This is a genomic window from Paracoccus sp. (in: a-proteobacteria) (assembly GCF_032007265.1).
GTDB lineage: Bacteria > Pseudomonadota > Alphaproteobacteria > Rhodobacterales > Rhodobacteraceae > Paracoccus.
The window spans coordinates 1-2474 of record NZ_DALZMB010000199.1; the positions used below are offsets into that span (position 1 = coordinate 1).

Below are 2474 nucleotides of genomic sequence, written 5' to 3' on the forward strand. Positions count from 1 at the left end.
TGGATCAAGGTCGAGGCACGGCAAGGCCTGCTGGTGGTGCAAAAGCGCTTTTGGCGCCGTGCCTTTCAGGTCTGGCGGGCACTGATCGTGGGCGCTGTGGCGCTGGCGCTTTTGTCAAAGCTGCTGTTCGTCTTTGAGCTGAACCACACGGCCGTCTGGTCTGAATATTCGAATATGATCATGGAAAATCCGCTTGGCTATATTGCCACTGTGGGTTTGATGTGGATGCAGCCCAACCTGCTGGATGTGCTGGCGCTCTATGTTTTGCTGATCGCAACCGTTCCGGTGATGGTGCCTTTGTTGCTGCGCTGGCCGGTGGCTTTCATGGCGGCCTCGGTCGGGCTTTGGTTCGTGGCCGAGCCGCTGAATGCGCTGATCCCGAACCAGCGCCCGGGGCCGGGGCTGTTGTTCAACCCCTTTGGCTGGCAGCTGCTGTTTTTCTGCGGCGTCGCGATGGGGGCCTTTCGCAAGGAAATCACCGAGCGGCTTAAACCCTGGTCGTTCTGGGTCTCGGCTTTGGCATGGGGCATGACGATTTTCAGCTCGGCGATTGTTCTGTCCTGGAAGGTCGGAGAGATCGGCAAGCCGCTGCATGATCTGCTGTATCTTGTTCATGGCCCGATCGACAAATGGTCGCTCGACGGCACCCGGCTGCTGGGGGTTCTGGCGGCAAGCTGGCTGGTGGCCGTGCCACTGGCGCGCCCCTTTGCCTGGATGGCAGATACGGTTTGTGGCCGCGCTTTGGCGGAAATCGGGCAGGGCGGGCTTTGGGCCTTTGTGGCTTGCGTGCTGCTGTCGATTTTTGGCGATGCGATGGATATGCTGGTTCCGGTCGGATCGGATTACGCGATTTGGCTGAAAATCGGCATTGATCTTTGGGTGATCGTCGCACTTTGGGCGATGTCGAGCAGCTGGCTGCGCCGCGAAGAGCTGCGCGGGTGGTGGGCACGCAAACGGCTTGAACATCGACAGTAAGGCGCATGGCGCGCGGCGGGCTTTGGATCTGGCAAAAAGGATCAGCGAATGAAAAGCGGCTTTCCTTTGGCGCTGCCGGGTATGACGGTGGGCTTGCTTGGCGGCTCGTTCGATCCCGCCCATGAGGGGCATGTCCATATCACGGAAATGGCGCTGCAACGCTTTGGCCTTGATCGGATCTGGTGGCTGGTCAGCCCGGGAAACCCGCTGAAGGTCAATGGCCCGGCCCCCTTGCCCCAGCGCATTCGTGAAGCACGCCAGATCATGGCGGATCCTAGGGTGATCGTGACCGATCTGGAAACGCGGCTGGGCACGCGCATGACCGCAGATACCATCGCAGCCCTGCAGGCCATATATCCCGGTGTGCGCTTTGTCTGGTTGATGGGAGCCGATAATCTGGTGCAGTTCCACCGCTGGGATCGCTGGCAAGAGATTGCGGCGCGCGTGCCCATCGGGGTCATTGCCCGTCCGGGCTGGCGTATGGCTGCGCGAATGTCCAAAGTTGCGCGGATGTTGGCGCGTACACGACTTTCTGATGCTGATGCGCGGCTCTTGCCCCTTGCCAAGCCCCCCGCCTGGGTGTTGATCAACGTGCCTTTGAATGGGCTGTCATCGACGGCTATCCGGGCGCAACGACGTGGCACGGCGCCCGAAGGAAAAAGATGATGATTATGGTTTCGCGGCGCGCAATTCTGGGTGCTTTGCTGATGACAGGGGCGGTGCCGGGGGCGCTTTTGGCCAATCCCCGTCCCAAGGCCCGCCCGGCAGAAGTTGCCACAGCTTTGCCCAGAGCCCCTTCGCCCGCCGACGCGCCCGCGCCCGCTCCTCTAGGTGTGGACGAGCTGATCGCGCGCGCAAATCTGGACGCGGCGATTTCCTTTGCGGTGCTGGATGCAGGCAGCGGCGCTTTGCTGCACAGCCGCGACGCCGATCTGCCGATTGCTCCGGCCAGCACGCTGAAATCGATCACCGCGCTTTATGCCTTGTCAAAACTGGGCTCCGATCACCGCTTTAGCACACGCGTGATCCGCGCGGGCGATATGCTGGTGCTTGCGGGGGGCGGGGATCCCGAGCTGGACAGCGATGGTTTGGCCAAACTGGCAAAGGCCGCTGCCGAGGCGGAAAAGGCTGCCGGTCGCCCGCTGCCCAAACGCTTTGCGGTCTGGGGCGGGGCATTGCCCAAAGTGGCGGAAATCGCCCCCGGCCAAGCTGTCCATCTGCCCTATAACCCAACGATTTCGGGCATGATCTTGAACTTTAACCGTGTCCATCTGGGCTGGCGGCGCGGTGAAAAGGGCTATGATCTGGCGCTGGAGGCAAGGGGCGGGCGGCAATCACCGCGCGCCTATACCGTGTCGGTGGCCGTGGCTGACCGCGCGCGGCCGCTGTTTAGCTATGAGGCGGGCGCCGACAGCGGGGTTGGCGCCGAGAAATGGGTCATTGCACGCCAATCCATGGGTAAATCGGGCAGCCGCTGGCTGCCGGTGCGGCGCCCCGAA

Annotated in this window: 3 protein-coding genes; all 3 read left to right on the forward strand. The window is 62.2% G+C overall.

What is annotated here, in order from left to right:
* A partial coding sequence (gene opgC, locus RTS12_RS20565; RefSeq protein WP_312531994.1) for an OpgC domain-containing protein occupies positions 1–975 on the forward strand: 975 nt, incomplete at its 5' end.
* 48 nt (positions 976–1023) lie between these two features.
* On the forward strand, positions 1024–1641 hold the full coding sequence (locus RTS12_RS20570) for a nicotinate-nucleotide adenylyltransferase (RefSeq protein WP_312531996.1): 618 nt from the start codon (positions 1024–1026) through the stop codon (positions 1639–1641).
* On the forward strand, positions 1638–2474 hold an 837-nt coding region (locus RTS12_RS20575), incomplete at its 3' end, for a D-alanyl-D-alanine carboxypeptidase (RefSeq protein WP_312531998.1). The genes RTS12_RS20570 and RTS12_RS20575, both read left to right, overlap by 4 nt.

Excerpts from the sequence above, each read along its gene's own strand:
- RTS12_RS20570 (WP_312531996.1), top strand. The coding sequence starts at position 1,024 with ATGAAAAGCGGCTTTCCTTTGGCGCTGCCGGGTATGACGGTGGGCTTG.